At 70.0% G+C, this 14956-nt stretch carries 13 protein-coding genes; 4 read left to right on the top strand and 9 right to left on the bottom strand.

Annotated features, from left to right (window positions below; genetic code table 11):
- Nucleotides 1-3 precede the first annotated feature (3 nt).
- Nucleotides 4-546 carry a hypothetical protein gene (locus ASD66_RS14905; RefSeq protein WP_056680875.1) on the bottom strand — a complete coding sequence of 181 codons (543 nt, stop codon included), beginning with the start codon at nt 544-546 and terminating at the stop codon, nt 4-6.
- 140 nt (nt 547-686) lie between these two features.
- Here ASD66_RS14905 and ASD66_RS14900 point away from each other — a divergent pair, with 140 nt between their 5' ends.
- The 3 genes from ASD66_RS14900 to ASD66_RS14890 all read left to right on the top strand — a co-directional run bounded on the left by ASD66_RS14900 (nt 687) and on the right by ASD66_RS14890 (nt 3264).
- Nucleotides 687-1496: a PP2C family protein-serine/threonine phosphatase gene (locus ASD66_RS14900; RefSeq protein ID WP_056680872.1), complete on the top strand. Its 810-nt coding sequence runs from the start codon at nt 687-689 to the stop codon at nt 1494-1496.
- Nucleotides 1497-1639: 143 nt separating this feature from the next.
- Nucleotides 1640-2179 carry a DUF3145 domain-containing protein gene (locus ASD66_RS14895; protein WP_056680868.1) on the top strand — a complete coding sequence of 180 codons (540 nt, stop codon included), beginning with the start codon at nt 1640-1642 and terminating at the stop codon, nt 2177-2179.
- Nucleotides 2180-2193: 14 nt separating this feature from the next.
- Nucleotides 2194-3264 (top strand): alpha/beta hydrolase family protein, encoded by a 1071-nt coding sequence (locus ASD66_RS14890; protein WP_235530105.1) that lies wholly within the window; start codon nt 2194-2196, stop codon nt 3262-3264.
- A 33-nt stretch (nt 3265-3297) separates the two neighbouring features.
- Here the strand turns inward: ASD66_RS14890 and ASD66_RS14885 are convergent, their stop codons facing one another.
- The 7 genes from ASD66_RS14885 to ASD66_RS14855 form a co-directional block, all read right to left on the bottom strand.
- The gene (locus ASD66_RS14885) at nt 3298-4167 is read right to left on the bottom strand and encodes a crotonase/enoyl-CoA hydratase family protein (RefSeq protein ID WP_056891369.1); all 870 of its coding nucleotides are present in this window, start codon (nt 4165-4167) and stop codon (nt 3298-3300) included.
- Between the two features lie 115 nt (nt 4168-4282).
- Nucleotides 4283-5701, bottom strand: a complete 1419-nt coding sequence (locus tag ASD66_RS14880) for a carboxyl transferase domain-containing protein (RefSeq protein WP_056891368.1) — start codon at nt 5699-5701, stop codon at nt 4283-4285.
- Entirely contained in the window at nt 5701-6951 is a 1251-nt protein-coding gene (locus tag ASD66_RS14875; RefSeq protein WP_056687724.1) for a beta-ketoacyl-[acyl-carrier-protein] synthase family protein, read from the bottom strand. Before ASD66_RS14875 ends, ASD66_RS14880 begins: the two co-directional genes overlap by 1 nt.
- A gap of 75 nt (nt 6952-7026) precedes the next feature.
- Nucleotides 7027-7272 carry an acyl carrier protein gene (locus ASD66_RS14870; RefSeq protein ID WP_056687722.1) on the bottom strand — a complete coding sequence of 82 codons (246 nt, stop codon included), beginning with the start codon at nt 7270-7272 and terminating at the stop codon, nt 7027-7029.
- 66 nt (nt 7273-7338) lie between these two features.
- A complete protein-coding gene (locus ASD66_RS14865; protein WP_056687719.1) occupies nt 7339-8340 on the bottom strand; it encodes a beta-ketoacyl-ACP synthase III in 1002 nt (333 codons plus the stop codon).
- Nucleotides 8337-9524, bottom strand: coding sequence for an acyltransferase domain-containing protein (locus ASD66_RS14860; protein WP_056687716.1), 1188 nt, complete (start codon nt 9522-9524; stop codon nt 8337-8339). Before ASD66_RS14860 ends, ASD66_RS14865 begins: the two co-directional genes overlap by 4 nt.
- A 127-nt stretch (nt 9525-9651) precedes the next feature.
- Entirely contained in the window at nt 9652-10836 is a 1185-nt protein-coding gene (locus ASD66_RS14855) for a PucR family transcriptional regulator (protein ID WP_056687713.1), read from the bottom strand.
- A gap of 269 nt (nt 10837-11105) precedes the next feature.
- Between ASD66_RS14855 and ASD66_RS14850 the strand changes: the two genes are divergently transcribed.
- Nucleotides 11106-12104 (top strand): alpha/beta fold hydrolase, encoded by a 999-nt coding sequence (locus ASD66_RS14850; protein WP_056687710.1) that lies wholly within the window; start codon nt 11106-11108, stop codon nt 12102-12104.
- A gap of 24 nt (nt 12105-12128) precedes the next feature.
- Here the strand turns inward: ASD66_RS14850 and aceE are convergent, their stop codons facing one another.
- Nucleotides 12129-14924 carry a pyruvate dehydrogenase (acetyl-transferring), homodimeric type gene (gene aceE, locus ASD66_RS14845; protein WP_414858576.1) on the bottom strand — a complete coding sequence of 932 codons (2796 nt, stop codon included), beginning with the start codon at nt 14922-14924 and terminating at the stop codon, nt 12129-12131.
- Nucleotides 14925-14956 lie beyond the last annotated feature (32 nt).

Here is a 14956-nt window from a genome sequence, read left to right as displayed (position 1 = left end):
TCCTCAGCCGATGACGACGACCTCGAACTCCGAGCCGATCCGGTCCGTGCCCCACTGCAGGCCGTCGCGGTAGGCCACTTCGACAGGGTCGAGGACCAGTGCCACGGGGGTGGGCGACTCGACGCTGAGCATCAGCTGGTCCCCGCCGCCGAGGTGCAGCGTGTTGCCCTCCGCGGGCAGCACGTCGGCGCAGAACCGGCTCGGGTCCGTGGTCTGCGAGATCGCCCCGTCGCGACAGATCCACGCCTCCACCTCGAGCCCGTCGACGTCGAGCCCGTCGGTCGAGCTGTCCGCGGTGCGGAACGACGTACTGCTGATGGCGAGGTCGCGTGCCTCGAGGTCGCTCGGAGTGGCACCGAGGTAGACGCGCTGCCCGACCTTCGGCGAGGCGGTCACCGTGGAGTCGGTCAGCGGGAGCGGTGCCGGGTGTCGGGCCCACCAGACAGCGACGGCGACCAGTGCGACCACGGCCGGCAGCCAGAGCCAGGGGAGCCACCGGCGGCGTGAGACCTCGAGGCCGGAGCCGGTCTCCGGGACGGATTGCATGGGGCTCAGGGTAAGCGGACGCAGTCGGAAAACACCCGGTTTGGCACACGGGGAGAAGATTGTCACGGCGAATGTCGGTCTTGACGACTTCACTCGTCACCCGCTCTACTTCCTCCTAGCCAAGGAGAGGGGTGCCTCCCATGTTGCGATTCTCGGGTGCCGGTGTGACAGACGTGGGTCTCGTGCGCGACCACAACGAGGATTCCGCCTTCGTCGGTCCCTATGTCGCCCTCGTCGCTGACGGTGTCGGTGGTGCTGCCGCGGGCGAAATCGCCTCGGCCACCACGACGTACGCCGTGTCTGCGCAGGCGATCGCACGCCCCGACGACGATCCGGTCGAGGTGCTCGGCGAGGCGGTCACGTTCGCCCGGAACCAGCTGCTCCAGGGCGTCGCCCACGACGTACGCCGCACCGGCATGGCCACCACGCTCACCGCGGTCGCCACCGACGGCACCCGCGTGGTGATGGCGCACGTCGGGGACTCGCGGGCCTACCTGCTGCACCAGGGCCGGTTGGCGCAGCTCTCGACCGACCACACCTACGTCCATCAGCTGGTGATGCAGGGCCACCTGACTGCGGCGCAGGCGCGGATCCACCCGTGGAAGAACGTCGTGCTGCGCGCGCTGCCCGGCGCTGAGATCGGCCAGGTCGAGGACGCCGACGTGCTCGAGCTGGAGGTCGAGCTGGGTGACCGGCTGCTGCTGTGCAGTGACGGCCTGAGCGACCTGGTCACCGACGACGAGATCGCCGAAGGGCTCAGGGTCGCCGATCCCCAGTCCGCCGCGGCCACCCTCGTCGAGCGTGCCCTCGAGGCCGGCGGCGTCGACAACATCACCTGCGTGGTGCTCGACGTCATCGACGGTCCGCGCGTCGTGGGCGACGGGGTGTTGCTGGGGGCCGTGCGCGACCTCGCGAACGTCGTCGACCCGGCTGCGGTCCGCACCTCCTGAACAATCTTCACGTGATCTGCTGATCCGCTGGTATTCAGCGGCAACATGGGTCACAATGGCTCCATAACTACACATGTGTCACTTGTGTGACTTCATCTCGATTTGTCGTAGACCGCTGGGGAAGGCGTATCTCGACGCCTGAGATGGAGGAGGTCACAGTGACCACGACTGCAACGCGCACCAACACCAAGACGACGAGGGGAATCCTCTTCGTCCATTCCGCGCCGTCCGCACTGTGCCCGCACATCGAGTGGGCCGTGGGCGGCGTACTCGGTGTTGCCGTGAGCCTGGAGTGGACCCCGCAACCTGCCCAGGCCGGGACCTACCGGGCCGAGCTCTCCTGGACCGGAGACGCCGGCTCGGCTGCTGCCGTCGCCTCCGCCCTGCGCGGCTGGAACCACCTCCGCTTCGAGATCACCGAGGAGCCGACCTCGAGCACCGAGGGTGGCCGCTACTCGTTCACGCCCGAGCTGGGTGTCTTCCACGCCGTCACCGGCCTGCACGGCGACATCATGATCCCCGAGGACCGGCTCAAGGCCGCCGTGGTCAAGGCCGCGCTGGGCGACACGACGGTGCTCAACGAGATCGACAAGCTGCTCGGCAAGCCGTGGGACGACGAGCTCGAGACGTTCCGGCACGCCGGTGACGGTGCTCCGGTCCGCTGGCTGCACCAGGTCGTCTAGCGCACACTGGAGATGTGAGCGTCGCTCCCGCACAGGGTTCGAGAACCACGTCGGCCGGTTGGCTGGCGTCGGTGCTCTGCGCCGGGCTGCTCACGGCGTGCTCCGACACGTCAGGTTCGAAGGATTCCGACGACTCGGCTGACGACGGGCCGACCTCGAGCTCGTCGACGTCCCCGGTTCCCGAACCCGGCGCCGCTCCGACGATTCCGGCCAGGCCTCCGCATCCGGTCTCGTTGCCGGCCCTCATGCAGAAGTCGTACGACGGGCGCGCCCTCACGTTGGGCGCCGAGGGGGCCAGCACCTCGGCGTACACCCAGCACACCGTGAGCTACCTCAGCGGCACGATGAAGGTGTCCGGGCTGATGAACGTGCCGACCGGCAAGGGCCCGTTCCCGGCGCTGGTGCTGGCCCATGGCTACATCGACCCGGCCTACTACGACAACGGCCAAGGGATGCGGCGCGAGCAGGACTACCTGGCCCGGGCCGGCTACGTCACCCTGCACGTGGACTACCGCGGCCACGCGTTCTCCGACCCGGCGCCGCGCGCGGAGGAGTCGCTCCGGCTCGGCTACACCGAGGACGTCATCAACGCGGTGCTCGCCCTGCGCAGGTGGCGCGGACCCGTCGACGACGACCGGATCGGGCTGGTCGGTCGTTCGATGGGCGGCGGCGTCATCTACAACGCGTTGACGGTGCAGCCCGGTCTGGTCGACGCGGCCGTCGTCTTCGCACCGGTCAGCTCCGACACGGTCGACAACTTCGAGCGCTGGACCCGTCCGGAGCGCGGCGACGTGGCGACCCGCATCCTGGCGAGGTATGGCGAGCCGCGGACCCATCGCAGGTTCTGGCGCAACGTCAGTCCGCGCACGTTCTTCGGCCGGGTCACCGAACCCCTGATGATCCACCACGGCACGTCGGACGACTCGTGCCCGCTGCCGTGGAGTCGTCGTACGGTGCGGGCGTTGCAGGCCTACGGCAAGCGGGTGACCTTCCACGTCTATCCCGGCGAGGAGCACGCCTTCGGCCCCCAGTGGACGCTCTCGATGGAGCGCACCGTCAGGTTCCTGCGCCGCACCCTCAGCTGAGAGGGCCTGAGGTCCGTCCCGAGACCGGCGCTGTCACCAGGGGTGGAACGGCGGCATCTCCGAGGCCTTGCCGGTGAACTCGGGGTCGCGCTTGTCGAGGAACGCCGCGACGCCCTCCTTGCCGTCGCCGATGCTCGTGTAGAACATCGACAGCGAGTCGACCCGGTGCGCCTCGAGCGGGTGCGCAGCCGCGCTGTTGCGGTACATCATCTGCCGGGCCAGCGCGGTGCCCACCGGCGAGCGGTTCGTCGTGAACTTGCGGGCCAGGGCGTACGCCGCCTCGTGCAGCTCGTCGGCCGGGTGCACCGACTTCACGAAGCGTCCCTCGCGGGCCTCTTCGGCGGTCAGGATGTCGGCGGAGTAGACCCACTCCAGGGCCTGGGAGATGCCGACGATGCGGGGCAGGAACCAGGTGGATGCGGCTTCGGGCGTGATCCCGATCCGGCCGAAGACGAAGCCGATGCGCGCCTTCTCCGAGGCCAGGCGCACGTCCATCGCGCACAGCATGGTCGCACCGATGCCGACCGCCGCACCGTTGATCGCGCCGATGACCGGCTTTGTGCAGTTGAAGATCGCCAGCGTGACCCGGCCACCGGTGTCGCGCACACCGGTGGCGATCTCGGGGTCCCCGAGCCGGTCCTGCATGTCCGCCATGGTGGGCGTCTGGCTCTCGTCGAGTCCGAACACGTTGCCCTCGACCGAGAGGTCCATCCCGGCACAGAAGGCCTTGCCCGCGCCGGTCACCACGATCGCGCGGACATCGTCGTCCTGGCTGGCCCGGTTGAACGCCGCCTCGAGCTCGTCGGCCATCGTCACCGTGAACGAGTTCATCTGCTCGGGCCGGTCCAGGGTCAGCGTCAGGATGCCGTCGGCGACGTCATAGCGCAGCGTTTCGTAGGTCATGCCCGCAGGCTATCCGCTGCCGTACGACGGCTCTTGTGCGCCCATGTTGACACTTTGCACCCTGCAGGGGGTGCAAAGTGTCGTGGACAGGGCGTTACACGGGGAAGGGGGAGGGTCAGAGGGGGATGTTGCCGTGGTCGCCGCGGATCTCGGCGGCACCGGCGATCGCCCGGGCCAGGGCACTGCGGGTCACGTCGGGTTCGATGATCTCGTCGACCACGCCGATCTCGACGGCCTTCTGCACGCCACCGGAGATGCGCTCGTGCTCGACGGCCAGCTCGGCCTCGACCTGCGTTCGGATGTCGGGGGCGACCTCGGCCAGCTTGCGGCGGTGGAGGATGCGGACCGCGGCGACGGCGCCCATCACGGCCACCTCGGCGCCGGGCCACGCGAAGACGCGGGTGGCGCCCAGGGAGCGGGAGTTCATCGCGATGTAGGCGCCGCCGTACGTCTTGCGGGTCACCAGCGTCACGCGCGGCACGACGGCCTCGCCGAACGCGTGCAGCAGCTTCGCGCCGCGGCGTACGACGCCGTCCCACTCCTGGCCGACGCCGGGCAGGTAGCCGGGTACGTCGACCAGCACCACGAGCGGCACGCCGAACGCGTCGCACATGCGCACGAACCGGGCGGCCTTCTCTGCAGAGGCCGAGTCGAGGCAGCCACCCAGGCGCATCGGGTTGTTGGCGACGACACCGACCGTGCGACCGCCCATGCGGCCGAGTGCGGTGACGATGTTGGGTGCCCAGCGGGCGTGCAGCTCCTGGATCGTGCCAGTGTCGAGGACCTCCTCGACCAGCGGGTGCACGTCGTAGGCGCGCTTCTTCGACTCGGGAAGGCAGGCGGCGAGGTCGCGGTCCTCGATCGTGTCGAGGTCCATCGACCCCTGTGCGCCGAGCAGGGTGGCCACGCGTCGTCCGCGGTCGAGCGCCTCGGCCTCGGTCTCGGTGAGGATGTGGACGACACCGGAACGTCGTCCGTGCGGCTCGGGACCGCCCAGGCGCGCCATGTCGACGTCCTCGCCGGTCACCGAGCGCACCACGTCGGGCCCGGTCACGAAGATCCGGCCGTCGGGGCCGAGGATCACGACGTCGGTCAGCGCGGGGCCGTAGGCGGCGCCACCGGCGGCGGCGCCGAGCACGATCGAGATCTGGGGGATCCTGCCGGAGGCCTGGGTCATGATGTGGAAGATCTCGCCGACCGCGTGCAGCGAGAGCACGCCCTCGGCGAGTCGGGCGCCACCGGAGTGCCACAGGCCGACCACGGGCACATCGTCCTGGAGGGCCCGACGGTAGGCGACCAGCACGGCCTTGCAGCCCTCGTCGCCCATCGCGCCGCCCATGACCGTGGGGTCGGAGCAGAACGCGACCACGGGGGAGCCGTTGACCAGGCCGCGGGCGGCCAGCATGCCGGACCCGTCGTCCTCGGTCAGCGTCTCGAGCGTGCCCTCGTCGAAGAACGCGCCCATCCGGTTGAGCGGGTGACGCGAGTCGTCGACCCGGCTCGGCTTGGTCCCCGTGGTGGCGACCGCGGTCATCAGATGCTGCCGAAGGCGACGGCCACGTTGGCGCCACCGAACCCGAAGGAGTTGTTCAGCGCCACGATGTCGCCCTGGGGCAGGTCGCGGGCCTTGGTCGGGATGTCGAGGTCGACCCGTGGGTCCTTGTTGTCCAGGTTGATCGTCGGCGGGCTCACCCGGTCGCGGATGGCCAGGACGCAGGCGACGGCCTCGAGGGCGCCTGCGCCACCGAGCAGGTGGCCGGTCATCGACTTCGTCGAGGTGACCACGCAGTTGTCGACCTGGTCGCCCAGCGTGGCGTGCAGCATCAGGCCCTCGGCCACGTCGCCCTGCGGCGTCGAGGTCGCGTGGGCGTTGACGTGTACGACGTCGCGCGGGCTGAAGTCGCCGGAGTCGATCGCGAGCTGGATGGCGCGGGTGCCACCACGGCCCTCGGGGTCGGGCTGGGCGATGTCGTGGGCGTCGTTGCTGATGCCCGAGCCCATCACCTGGGCGTAGATGCGGGCGCCGCGGGCCAGGGCGTGCTCCTCGGACTCGAGCACCAGGATGCCGGCGCCCTCACCGAGGACGAACCCGTCGCGGGCGGTGTCCCAGGGGCGGGAGACCGTGGTGGGGTCGCCGCCCTCTTCGCTGCCGGTCTTCGACAGCGCCATCATCTGGGCGAACGCGGCCATCGGCAGCGGGTGGATCGCGGCCTCGGTGCCACCGGCGACCACGACGTCGGCCCGGCCGAGCCGGATCTGGTCGAGGGCCATCGAGATGGCCTCGTTGCCGGAGGCGCAGGCCGAGGTCGGTGCGTTGACCGCGCCGCGTGCACCGACGTACAGGCCGACGTTGGCGGCCGGTGCGTTGGGCATCAGCATCGGGACGGAGAGGGGGGAGACCCGGCGGGCGCCCTTCTCCTTGAGTGTGTCGTAGTTGGCCAGCAGGGTGGTGACCCCGCCGATGCCGGACGCGACGGCCACACCGGTGCGGGTGCCGTCCAGTTCGACACCCTCGAGGCCCGCGTCCCGCCAGGCTTCCATGGCAGCGATCATGGCGAACTGCGCCGACCGGTCGAGGCGACGTGCCTTGACCCGGTCGAGCACTTCGCCGGGCTCCACGGCAATCCGGCCGGCAATCTTCACCGGGATGTCCTGTGCCCACTCGTCATCGAGGTGGCGAACGCCGGAGGTGCCGGCCAGGAGCGCCGACCAGGTGCTGGCGACGTCGCCGCCGACAGGGTTGGTGGTGCCGAGTCCGGTGACGACCACGCGCTTGAGAGACATGCGGTTCCTTCGCGGTTTGGGAAGCGGGCCCTCGAGGGGGCTGGCCCCAGAGGGGCCGGGATGAACGGGGGAGGGTCAGCTGGCGGCGTTCTCGATGAACGAGACCGCGTCGCCGACCGTCTTGAGGTTCTTGACCTGGTCGTCCGGGATCGAGACGCCGAACTTCTCCTCGCAGGCCACGACGACCTCGACCATGGACAGCGAGTCGACGTCGAGGTCGTCCACGAAGGACTTGTCGAGCTGTACGTCGTCGGCGGGGATGCCGGCAACCTCGTTGACGATCTCGGCGAGGTCGGAGCGGATCTCTTCAGTGGTGGCCATGCCGGGTTCTCCTTGGGTTGGGTTATTTCTGGTGGTGCAGTCTGATTGTGCAGTCTGACGTGCAGGTCAGGGAACGGTGACGACCTGGGCGGCGTACGCCAGGCCGGCACCGAAGGCGATCAGCAGTGCGGTGTCGCCACTGCGCGCCTCTCCCTCGGTGATCATGCGTTCGAGGGCAAGGGGGACCGAGGCGGCAGAGGTGTTGCCCTGCTCGGCGATGTCACGGGCGATGCGCACCGTGTCGGGCAGCTTCATCGCCCGTGCCATCGCGTCGGTGATGCGCATGTTGGCCTGGTGCGGCACGAAGACGTCGAGCTCGGCGGCGGTGACCCCGGCCCGGTCGAGCGCCTCCTGGGCGACCTTGGCCATCTCGAAGGCGGCCCAGCGGAACACCGAGCGTCCCTCCATGATCAGGTGCGGCATCTGCGGGTCGTCGGAGGCGATCACGTCGCGCCAGTCGACGTTCTGCCGGATGTAGTCGTAGTGCTCGCCGTCGGAGCCCCACACCACCGGGCCGATGCCGGCCACCTCGGACGGGCCCACCACGACCGCACCGGCGCCGTCGGCGAAGATGAACGCCGTGCCGCGGTCGGTCGGGCTGGTGATGTCGGAGAGGCGCTCGACGCCGACGACCAGCACGTGGCCGGCCGAGCCGCCGCGCACCATGTCGGCGGCCAGCGAGACGCCGTGGCAGAAGCCGGCGCAGGCGGCGGAGATGTCGAAGGCCGCGGCGCCGTTGGTGCCGAGCTCGTGGGCGATCAGCGACGCCGCGGACGGCGTCTGCATCAGGTGGCTGACCGTGGCGACGATGACGCAGTCGATCTGCTCCGCGGCGACGCCGGCCTGCTCGAGGGCCTGCTTCGAGGCGGCAACCGACATCATCGGCACGGTCTCGTCGTCCTCGGCGAAGCCACGCGTCTTGATGCCGGAGCGCTGCTGGATCCACTCGTCACTGGAGTCGATCGCCTCGACCACCTCGGAGTTGGGGACGACGCGGCGCGGGCGGTAGGCGCCCACGCCCAGGATCGTCGCCTCGGCTGAGCCGGTGGAACTGCGGAGTGCGGTCATGAGGCGGCGCCCGTCGGGTGGAGTCGGAGGAGAGGTTGGCCGGGAGAGACGATGTCGCCGTCCTCGACGAGCCATTCCACGACCGTACCGCCGTGGGCGGCGGTGACGTCTATGCGGTCACGCAGACTGGCGACGGCACCGATCAGGGCGCGCTCGCCGAGCTCGACGGCGTCGGCCGCTGCGGCGTCGCGGTGGAACGTGCCCTTCGCGGGGCTGACCACCATCCGCCAGGTCGGGTTGGTGTCGATCTGGGAGGCCTCGCCGTGCTTCTCGCAGAAGGCGCGGGCGTCGTCGAGCTGGTCGGGGGTCTTGAGCGCGAACGTCTCGACGCCCTTCATCGCCCGCCTGGCGATACCGGTGAGAGTGCCGGCCGGCGGCATCTCCAGGATCCCGGTGACGCCGAGGTCGAGCATCGTGTCCATGCAGAGGTCCCAGCGCACCGGCTGGCTGATCTGCTTGACGATGCGGGCCAGCACCTCGCGGCCGTCGTGGACGACCTGGCCGTCGGCGTTCGAGATGATCACCGTGCGTGGGTCGTGGGTGGAGACCGAGCGGGCCAGGCTGCCCATGCGCTCGACGGCCGGTGCCATGTGGTCGGTGTGGAACGCGCCGGCCACCGAGAGCGGGATCAGGCGGGCCTTGGCGGGCGGGTCCTCGGCCAGCGCGGCGAGCTGCTCGACGGTGCCGGCGGCGACGATCTGGCCGGGGCCGTTGTCGTTGGCGGGGGTCAGGCCGTGCTTGGCGAGCGATGCGAGGACCTCCTCACGGTCGCCACCGAGGACAGCGGTCATGCTGGTCGGGCGCTGCGCGGCGGCGTCGGCCATCAGACGGCCGCGTTCGCGGACCAGCACCATGGCCTGCTCGGCGGTGATCGCACGGGCACCGGCGGCGGCGGTCAGCTCGCCGACACTGTGGCCGGCGACGGCACCGATCTTGCCGAACGCGTCGGCCGGGCTCGGGAAGAGCTCGAGGGCAGCGACCAGGCCGGCGGCCACGAGCAGCGGCTGCGCGATCTGTGTCTCGCGGATCGTCTCCGCGTCGGCCTCGGTGCCGTAGTGCACCAGGTCGAGGCCGGCGACTGTCGACAGCCACTCGAAGCGACCCCTGAACACGGGGTCCTCGAGCCAGGGGGAGAGGAATCCGGGGGACTGGGCACCTTGGCCTGGAGCGACAATGACGAGCACGTCGTCAACTGTGCCGTGTCCGGGCCGTGGACCGAGGGGTGCCACGCACGAAATACATGGGCGGTTCCTTGTCGGGTTCCCACAATTTCCTGTTACCCGCCAGTGAGTTGTCGGCGCCAGGTTAACGTCATGTTTCGGAGAGACGTCCGCACGTCAACGCGACGGCCAGGGTGTAGCCGTCGCGCGGCTGGCTGGCGGTGAGCCCGGTGAGCTCCGCGGCCTGGCGCAGGCGATAGCGAATCGTGTTCGGGTGGACGAACAGCGACCGGGCCGTGCCCTCCACCGAGCCACCGTGCCCGAAGTAGGCGTCGAGGGTCTCGATCAGGGTGCCGCGGCCCTCCTTCAGCGGCAGGTACACCTCCTCGATCAGCTGGCGCCTGGCGTCTTCGTGGCCGGCCAGGACGCGTTCGGGGAGCAGGTCGCGCGCGGCGACCGGACGTGGTGCCTGCGGCCACGCCGCAGCCACCCGGAAGCCGGCCAGGGCCGCCGTCGCCGAGTGGTGGGCACTGCCCAGGTCGGGTGCCACCGGTCCGAACACGATCGGCCCTTCGGCGAAGTGCTTGCTGAGCGCTCGCACCGCGGACTCCGGCTCCTCGACGCCGCCGAGGATCACCACCATGCGATCGCCCTGTACGGCGCACAGGGCGTCCATGTGGTGCGCCCGGGCGGACCGGCGTACGTCGTCGAAGATGTTGACCGTCGAGCCGGGTGCGGCTCGCCCCAGCACCACGACCACCTCGCCCGAGCCGCCCCAGCCCAGCGCGCTGGCGCGGGAGAGCACGGTCTCGTCGCTCTCGGAGCGCAGCACCGAGTCGACCACCAGCGCCTCGAGCCGGGCGTCCCACGCGCCGCGCGACTCGGCGGCCCTGGCGTAGACCTCGGCGGTGGCGAAGGCGAGCTCCCGGCCGTAGCGCAGCAGGCCCTCGTGGACGACGGGTGCCAGCTCGGCGCCGAGCAGGTCGTCGAGGTTGGCCTCCACGACGTCGATCGTGAGGCGGACCAGGTCGACGGTCTGCTGCAGGGTGATCACACCGGCCAGGGCACGGGGAGCAGCCCCGAAGACCTGCGCGGCGATGGGGGAGTCGGCCTCGGTGGAGAGATCCCACGAATCGGCGTGGTCGCGGAACCAGGAGATGAAGCCACGGATACCGGCCTGCACGATCATGCCGACCCAGGACCGATTCTCCGCGGAGAGGTCGCGGAACCAGGCCTTCTCGGTGTCCATGCCGGCCATCGCTGCCGTGCTCAGCGGACCCACCGCACGCTGCAGCAGTGCGGAGGCGTCCTCGCGTGGAGTGGTCGGCCGGGTCACGCTCGCAGGCTAGTGGACGACGTCGAAGTTCGCCGGGTGGCCCGACGAACCTCGGCGACGGCCACTGCGTGTGCCGATCGTGACCACGGCGTCACATGACTGCAATGGACAGGAGGGAGAGTTCTGTCAAGACCCGGTCCAGTGGGCAAGAGGTCGGGCGGGTGGTCTCCGAAATCGGCCGGTCGTCTGGTTCACTTGACGACTGTCAAGACGAAGGGCGCCGTGACCAGACGGCGTGGCCAGACGGGCGTGACCAGACAGGAGCGGTGATGACGGCGCAGAAGCTCGACGTCCAGTACGTCACCCTGCACGGCCACCGGCGGGCGTTCGTCCGCACGGGGTCCGGTCCGGCGCTGCTGCTCCTCCACGGCCTGGGCTGCGACCACACCACGTGGGAGCCGGTGATCCGGCAGCTGGCCCGCAACCACACCGTGATCGCCCCCGACCTGCTCGGCCACGGACGCTCGGCCAAGCCCCGGGCCGACTACTCGCTGGGCGGCTACGCCAACGGCATGCGCGACCTGCTGACCCTGCTCGGCATCGACCGGGCCACCGTGGTCGGCCACAGCTTCGGTGGCGGGGTGGCCATGCAGTTCGCCTACCAGTTCCCTGAGCGGACCGAGCGGATGATCCTGGTCGCCTCGGGCGGCTTCGGCCCCGAGGTCACCCCGGCGATCCGCGCGCTGACGACGCCCGGCGCCGACCCGGCCCTGGGCGTGCTGACCCTGCCCGGCGTACGCCACCTGGCCACCGCGGCCCTGCGCGCACTCGCCGGGACCGGCCAGACCTGGGCCCGGGACCTCGACGAGGTCGCCGACATCGTCGACACGTTCAAGGATCCGGCAGCCCGGGCCGCAATCAGGCACGTCACCCGCGCCGTGGTCGACTGGCGCGGTCAGGTCGTCACGATGAGCGACCGCGCCTACCTCACCGAGGCCGTCCCGGTCTGCGTGATCTGGGGACGCAACGACATGGTGATCCCGGTGCGGCACGCCAACACCGCCGCCGCCCTGGCGCCCGGGTCCCGTGTCGAGGTTCTGGCCAACTGCGGGCACTTCCCGCACAAGGACCACCCCGAACGGTTCGTCAGGATCGTGCAGGGCTTCATGGGCAGCACCCAGCCGGCCGTCTACGACCGGGCCGTCTTCCGGGACCTGCTCGCCCGCGGTGGCGAGATCGACGTGCAGAGCTCGCTGGCCGGCAAGGCACCGATCGCCCCGCTCCGCGCGCTCGAGACCGACCCGCAGGTCGGCCAGGCCCTCGCCTGACCGACCCCGCGCGGACGAAGCAGGTCAGGCGTCGCCGCCCTCCTGGAGCACGCCGGCCACGGCCGTCGGGTCGTCGATGCGGTAGCGATCGAGCGCCTCGGTGACCCGCGCCGGATCGATCTCCCCGGCATCGGCCAGCGCGCCGAGGGCCTGGACGACCACCGACTCCGCGTCGATGTGGAAGAACCGTCGTGCCGCGGGCCGGGTGTCGGCGAAGCCGAAGCCGTCGGCGCCCAGCACCCGGTAGTCCTCGGGCACCCAGCGGGCGATCTGCAGCGGCACGGCCGTCATGTAGTCGGACACCGCGACGACCGGACCCTGGCCGTCGGCCAGCACCTCGGTGACGTACGCCGACCGGTGCTTCTCCTGCGGGTGCCGCAGGTTCCACTTGTCGACCTCGATGGCCTCACGGGCCAGCTCGTTCCACGACGTGACCGACCACGTCTCTGCCTGCACACCCCAGTCCTCGGCGAGCATCCGCTGGGCGTCCACGATCCAGGGGAAGCCGACGCCGGAGGCGAGCAGACGCACGCGCGGGCCCTCGGCGTCCGTGGTCGAGACCTGGTACATGCCCTTGAGCAGGCCGGCGACGTCGAGTCCCTCGGGCTCCGCCGGCTGGGCGACCGGCTCGTTGTAGACGGTCATGTAGAAGATGACGTTCTCGCCCTGCGGGTGCTGCTCGCTGGTGCCGTACATGCGTTCCAGGCCGGAGCGCATGATGTGGCCGACCTCGTAGGCGAACGCGGGGTCGTAGTGCACCACGGCCGGGTTGGTCGCGGCGAGCAGTGGTGAGTGTCCGTCGGCGTGCTGGAGGCCCTCGCCGGTGAGCGTCGTACGCCCCGCGGTGGCGCCGATCAGGAACCCACGCGCCATCTGGTCGGCCATCGCCCAGATCGAGTCGCCGGTGCGCTGGAACCCGAACATCGAGTAGAAGATGTAGAACGGGATCATCGGCTCGCCGTGCGTCGTGTACGACGACCCGGCGGCCGTGGCCGACGCCATTGCGCCGGCCTCGGAGATGCCCTCGTGCAGCATCTGGCCCGTCGTCGACATCTTGTACTGGAGCAGCATGTTGCGGTCGACCGACTCGTAGGTCTGGCCGGCCGGGTCGTAGACCTTCGCCGACGGGAACATCGCGTCCATGCCGAACGTGCGGTACTCGTCGGGTGCGATCGGCACGATCCGGTCGCCGATGCCCGGGTCGCGCATCCAGTCCTTGAGCAACCGGACCGCGGCCATCGTGGTGGCGACCTTGTTCTTGCCGGCGCCCTTCTTGAGCTCGGCGTACGTGCCGTCGCCGGGGAGGGTCAGCATCTTGGCGCGGTTGACCCGCTGCGGGATGGAGCCACCCAGCTGGTTGCGCCGCTCCATCATGTACTCGATCTCGGGGGAGTTCTCGCCCGGGTGGAAGAACGGCGCGGTGCCGGTGGCTTCGTACGCCGACTCGAGGTCGCGGTCGCTGATCGGCAGGTAGAGCCGGTCGCGGAACTTCTTCAGGTCCTCCTGGGTGAGCTTCTTCATCTGGTGGGTGGCGTTCTTGCCCTCCAGTGCGTCGATCGTCCAGCCCTTGACGGTGTGGGCGAGGATCACCGTCGGCTGGCCGACGTGCTTCGTCGCGGCGTCGAAGGCGGCGTAGACCTTGCGGTAGTCGTGGCCACCGCGCGGCAGCTTCTCGATCTGCCGGTCTGTCATGTGCTCGACCATCGTCCGCAACCGGGGGTCGGGTCCGAAGAAGTGCTCGCGGTTGTAGGCGCCGCTCTCGACGGAGAAGGTCTGGAACGCGCCGTCCGGGGTGGTGTTCATCTGGTTGACCAGGACGCCGTCGACGTCGCGGGCCAGCAGGTCGTCCCACTCGCGGCCCCAGACCACCTTGATGACGTTCCAGCCGGCACCGCGGAAGTTGGCCTCGAGCTCCTGGATGATCTTGCCGTTGCCGGTGACCGGGCCGTCGAGCTGCTGCAGGTTGCAGTTGATCACCCAGGTCAGGTTGTCGAGCTCTTCGCGGGCCGCGATGCGGATCGCGCCCAGGGACTCGGGCTCGGCCATCTCGCCGTCGCCGAGGAAGGCCCAGACGTGCTGCTCGCTGGTGTCCTTGATGCCGCGGTTGGCGAGGTAGCGGTTGAACCGTGCCTGGTAGATGGAGCCGATGCCGGTCAGGCCCATCGACACCGTGGGGAACTCCCAGAAGTCGGGCATCAGCCGGGGGTGCGGGTAGGAAGGCAGCCCAGCGCCCTTGCCGTGCTGCACCTCCTGACGGAACCGGAACAGCTGCTGCTCGGTCAGCCGGCCCTCGAGGAACGCGCGGGCGTAGATGCCGGGGGAGGCGTGGCCCTGGATGAAGAGCTGGTCACCGCCGCCGGGGTGGTCCTTGCCGCGGAAGAAGTGGTTGAAGCCGACCTCGTAGAGGCTCGCGCTGGACTGGTAGGTCGCGATGTGGCCGCCGACCTCGAGCCCCTTGCGGTTGGCGCTGGAGACCATGACCGCGGCGTTCCAGCGGATGAACGCACGGATCCTGCGTTCGACCTCCTCGTCGCCGGGGAACCACGGTTCACGCTCCGGCGGGATGGTGTTGATGTAGTCGGTGCTGCGCAGGGCAGGTACGCCGACCTGCTTCTCGCGGGCACGTTCGAGGAGGCGGAGCATCAGGTAACGGGCGCGTTCCCGGCCTCGCTCATCGATCATGGCGTCGAAGGACGCGAGCCAGTCGCCTGTTTCCTCGGGGTCGATGTCAGGCAGCTGTGTCGGGAGGCCCTCATGAATTACGGGTGGATTCAAGGGCTTGGTGGTGTCGGTCACTCCGCCATCTTGGCACGCGCCCACAGGGGAGGAAATCTACCGAGGGGTAGACCCCG

Origin of the sequence: Nocardioides sp. Root151 (assembly GCF_001427925.1) — a bacterium.
GTDB lineage: Bacteria > Actinomycetota > Actinomycetes > Propionibacteriales > Nocardioidaceae > Nocardioides.
This window is presented reverse-complemented; position numbering and strand designations above follow the sequence as displayed.